The organism is Mesorhizobium sp. M7A.F.Ca.CA.002.15.2.1 (assembly GCF_003998715.1).
Lineage (GTDB): Bacteria > Pseudomonadota > Alphaproteobacteria > Rhizobiales > Rhizobiaceae > Mesorhizobium > Mesorhizobium ciceri.
In genome coordinates this window covers 1-4518 of record NZ_RZPI01000466.1, presented here as the reverse complement: position 1 = coordinate 4518, position 4518 = coordinate 1, and the positions used below count along the sequence as shown (strand labels likewise).

General features: G+C 63.3%; 1 protein-coding gene and 2 pseudogenes. 2 read left to right on the top strand and 1 reads right to left on the bottom strand.

From position 1 onward, the window contains the following. Positions 1-1584, bottom strand: a 1584-nt coding sequence (gene dnaK / locus ENZ74_RS22820; RefSeq protein WP_127313001.1) for a molecular chaperone DnaK, incomplete at its 3' end; no start/stop codon positions are given. Positions 1585-1797: 213 nt separating this feature from the next. On the opposite strand from dnaK, the pseudogene ENZ74_RS22815 reads away from it, so the two are divergent. Continuing rightward, a pseudogene (locus ENZ74_RS22815) lies at positions 1798-4040 on the top strand (hypothetical protein). A gap of 10 nt (positions 4041-4050) precedes the next feature. Further along, positions 4051-4518, top strand: a pseudogene (locus tag ENZ74_RS22810) (hypothetical protein); the annotation flags it as partial.

The window sequence follows — 4518 nt, the reverse complement described above, 5'->3', positions numbered from 1 at the left end:
GACCAGCGCACGCCGCTTCTTGTCGGTCTCGGCATTGGCCTCGGCGTCCTTGACCATCTTCTCGATGTCGGCGTCCGAAAGACCACCCGATGCCTGGATGCGGATCTGGTGCTCCTTGCCGGTGCCCTTGTCCTTGGCCGAAACGTTGACGATGCCGTTGGCGTCGATGTCGAAGGTGACCTCGATCTGCGGTACGCCGCGCGGCGCCGGCGGAATGCCGACCAGGTCGAACTGGCCGAGCGCCTTGTTGTCGGCGGCCATTTCGCGCTCACCCTGGAAGACCCGGATGGTCACTGCCGACTGTGAGTCCTCGGCCGTCGAGAACACCTGGCTCTTCTTGGTCGGGATCGTCGTGTTGCGTTCGATCAGGCGGGTGAACACGCCACCCAGCGTCTCGATGCCGAGCGACAGCGGCGTCACGTCGAGCAACAGCACGTCCTTGACGTCGCCCTGCAGCACGCCGGCCTGGATGGCGGCGCCGAGAGCGACGACCTCATCCGGATTGACGCCCTTGTGCGGCTCCTTGCCGAAGAACTGCTTCACGATTTCCTGGATCTTGGGCATGCGGGTCATGCCGCCGACCAGAACGACTTCGTCGATCTCGCCCGCCTTCAGGCCGGCATCCTTCAACGCCGCCTTGCAAGGGGCAATCGTGCGCTGGACGAGGTCGTCGACCAGCTGCTCGAACTTGGCGCGCGTCAGCTTCAGCGTCAGGTGCTTCGGCCCGGTCGCGTCGGCGGTGATGAAGGGCAGGTTGATTTCGGTCTGGGTGGTCGACGACAGCTCGATCTTGGCCTTTTCAGCCGCCTCCTTGAGGCGCTGCAGGGCAAGCTTATCGTTCTTCAGGTCGATGCCCTGTTCCTTCTTGAACTCGGCCGCCAGGTATTCGACCAGGCGCATGTCGAAATCCTCGCCGCCGAGGAAGGTGTCGCCATTGGTCGACTTGACCTCGAACACGCCATCGCCGATTTCGAGCACCGAAATGTCGAACGTGCCGCCGCCAAGGTCATAGACGGCAATGGTCTTGCCTTCCTTCTTGTCGAGGCCATAGGCAAGCGCTGCCGCGGTCGGCTCGTTGATGATGCGCAGCACTTCAAGGCCGGCGATCTTGCCGGCATCCTTGGTCGCCTGGCGCTGGGCGTCGTTGAAATAGGCCGGAACGGTGATGACCGCCTTCTCGACCTTTTCGCCGAGATAGGCTTCCGCCGTCTCCTTCATCTTCTGCAGGATCATGGCCGAAATCTGCGAGGGCGACTGCTTCCTGCCGCCGGCTTCGACCCAGGCATCGCCATTGTCGCCCTTGACGATCTTGTAGGGGACAAGCTTCTTGTCCTTCTCCGTCACCGGATCGTCATAGCGGCGGCCGATCAGGCGCTTGACCGCGAAGATGGTGTTTTCAGGATTGGTGACCGCCTGGCGCTTGGCCGGCTGGCCGACCAGACGTTCGTCGTCGCCCGAGATGGCGACGATGGAAGGCGTCGTGCGCGCGCCTTCCGCATTCTCGATTACCTTGGGCTCCTTGCCATCCATGATGGCGATGCAGGAGTTGGTGGTGCCGAGATCGATACCGATTACTTTTGCCATTTCTCTAGTCTCTCCGCTAAGCAGGCTCTCAGGACCCGTACAGGCGTTCCGACGAAAGCCCCTGTTCACAAGAAATCCCGTTCCGGCAACCGGCATTCCGGCGCCGAACGGCTTGGCGCGTATATAAGAACAGGCGGCATCGCGCGCAAGCATTCTGCGCAGGCCTTCCATGAACCTTTCCATCTCCGCCCGCGACTGATCTCTAGGTGCCGCATGGTGCGGCCCGGAAAGGAAGCCCCCATGACCAATAACCCAGAGGCTCTGCGGTCTCCGGGAACAACAGGAGCTCGGCGCGACCACCGCCTTCGGGACGGGGTCGATGCGCTGGGCTTTCCGCTGATTCCGTTGACCCTGCGTAAGACCAGGCGTATCGTCGTCTTGAGGAAAGCAGACAATTCGATCAGGGAAGAACGAGCCGGACCGCCGCGCCTTGCCCTGATTTGCGCGGCCAGCCCCGACGTTCTCCCGTCGACTACGGGGGGTAGTGTCATGTCTCGCATCCGCGGCTCGTTCGTGTCGTCTCTTGATGGCGGCTTGCGCCGTGCTGTGCATCCAGGCGGGTTGCTGGCGCTGGCACTCGGCCTGTGGCTGGGCGCCGCGCAGGCGCAGGAAACCCGGATCATCTATCCCGGCTCGATGGCGGTGACCGGATTCTCCGGCACCATCATTCCCAATTTCGACCCCCCTGATTCCGAAAAGAGGGCCTGCCGCCCGGCGTCGATCCGGTCGACGAAACCTTCATCGACCCCACGCGCGCCACCTTGCGCGTGTTCGACGTTTCGCATCTGGGCGGCCCAGCCTCCGGCCAGCTGGTCAACACGCCGCCGCCCTTCGAGGTGACGGCGGAGCAGATCGGCCAGGTGTTCGGCGTCACCTATGATGACGGCGTGCGCGACGGCGTTCCATCGGGCATTCCCAATCTCTATGCCGGCGCCACCTCGCTGCACGGCATCCGTATCGTCACCCCGGATGCCGACGATGACGGCCGCCCCGAGAGGCAGCGCCGCGGCGCTGCCGGCGCCACCTTCATGGATGGCCAGTTCGGCACCGAAAACGGTGGCGGGCCGGGCACCGTCTGGAAGATCGACGGCATCACCGGCCAGGTCTCCAAATTCGCCGACATCGACACCAACAGCGGTCCCGGCATCGGCAATCTCACTTTCGACGCCACTCACCGCGAGTTCTTTGCGTCCGATCTCGACACCGGCCTGATCCATCGCATCGACGCCGAAGGCAGACTGATCGACAGCTTCGATCACGGCGTTGCCGGCCGGCCCACGCATGGGCTCGCTCCCGTCGCCGACGATGGTTCGGTGATGGACATACAAGGTGCCGCCTTCGATAGCGAAGACCCCGACAGCTGGGGCTACACGCAGGACGAGCGCCGCGTCTGGGGTGTCTCCTACCATGGCGGCCGGCTCTACTATTCGGTCGGCGAAAAGTCGGAAATCTGGTCGGTGGGCATCGCCCGCGACGGCAGTTTTGCCGGTGACCCGCGCTGGGAACTGACGGTCAGGGCCGACAAGGACTACGCCGTCACCGACATCGCCTTCGACAACAGCGGCTTCATGTACCTGGCCCAGCGCGGTCCGGTCGAAAACCGTTACGATTACGGCCAGTTCGCCGATTCCGGTAAAGGCGAGGTCATCCGCTACTTCCGGGAGAACCCGGACGATCCGGAAACGGAATCGGTCTGGGTCGAAGTGCCGCAGGAATATGCGGTCGGCTTCCCCCAAGGCAACCGGCAGTCGGCCGGCGGTCTTGATCTGCAATATGGCTATGATGCCGACGGCAATCTCGACAGCTCCGTCTGCACGCAGACGCTGGTCAACACGGGCGACAAGCTGCGCGACAATCCTTCACTCGCCGAACAGCTCGCAGCCGGCGGGCCGCTGGCCGTACACGGTGTGCAGATCACGCCGAAAGAGCTGGTCAAGCCGGCCAATGTGCCGCCCTTCGGCTCATGGTTCGTCGACTTCGACGGTTATTTCGAAGACCCGGAGGTCGAGGGCCATGTCGGCGATGTTGCCGTCTGGCACCCTTGCGAGGGCCGCGCCGGCTATTACGAGGAAATCCCGGGCGGCTACCTGCCCCCCTTCTACCCGCCGGATTTCCCACCACCCGGCAACCTGCCTCCATGTCTCGACGTCGACGACGTCCAGTATTACTGCACGCCTTCCGGCCTCGAGGCCGATCTCTATCTCCATGACCATGCCGGCTTCGGCGGCGATTCGATCAAGGTCCAGTCCAGGACGCCAGGCGTCGGGGTGACATCATCCCAGTCGCATGCGCCCGGCAAGCCCTACACGATCGACATCACCGGCCACTATCCGGGCGACACAGTCGATGTCGGGCTCTGCTTCTACAGGAAGTCCGACAAGGACAAGGGTGGCTATTACCCTTGCTGCAAGATGACTTTGCCGCTCAGAACCCCAGCCGCCAGCTGCGAACGTTGAGGAGGGGAAGATGAAAAATCTCGCACTCTCCCCGCTCGCAACGAACGCCCAAACAACCGTCATGGAGACGATCATGAAACCCCTGTCATACGCCAGGCGCGGCGCGCGCTGGCTGATGGCGGCCGGTATCGCGGTCGCCACGTTCACCCCGGTGCAAGGCTTTGCAGAAGACGCTGCCTCGATCACCCCGGAGCTGAAGCTCGATCTCGACAGTTCGCGCGTCGTCACTCCGAGGCCTGACCAGGTGGTGCCTTTCTTCACCAAGACAGGCGTTCAAAGAGGCTGCGATTACGTCGTCTACTCGCTGAGCTTCGGCTTGCGCGGCGATCCGCAGGGCCTTGCCGACCCGAGCCTCGAGGCCAGGCTGAAGAAGGTCAGGATCGACTTCAAGGACCAGCTTCCGCACGGCCTTGCGATCATCAACGTCAACGTGTCCGCCGGACGAATCCGTGCCGTCGCCGGACACGTTGACGTTGAT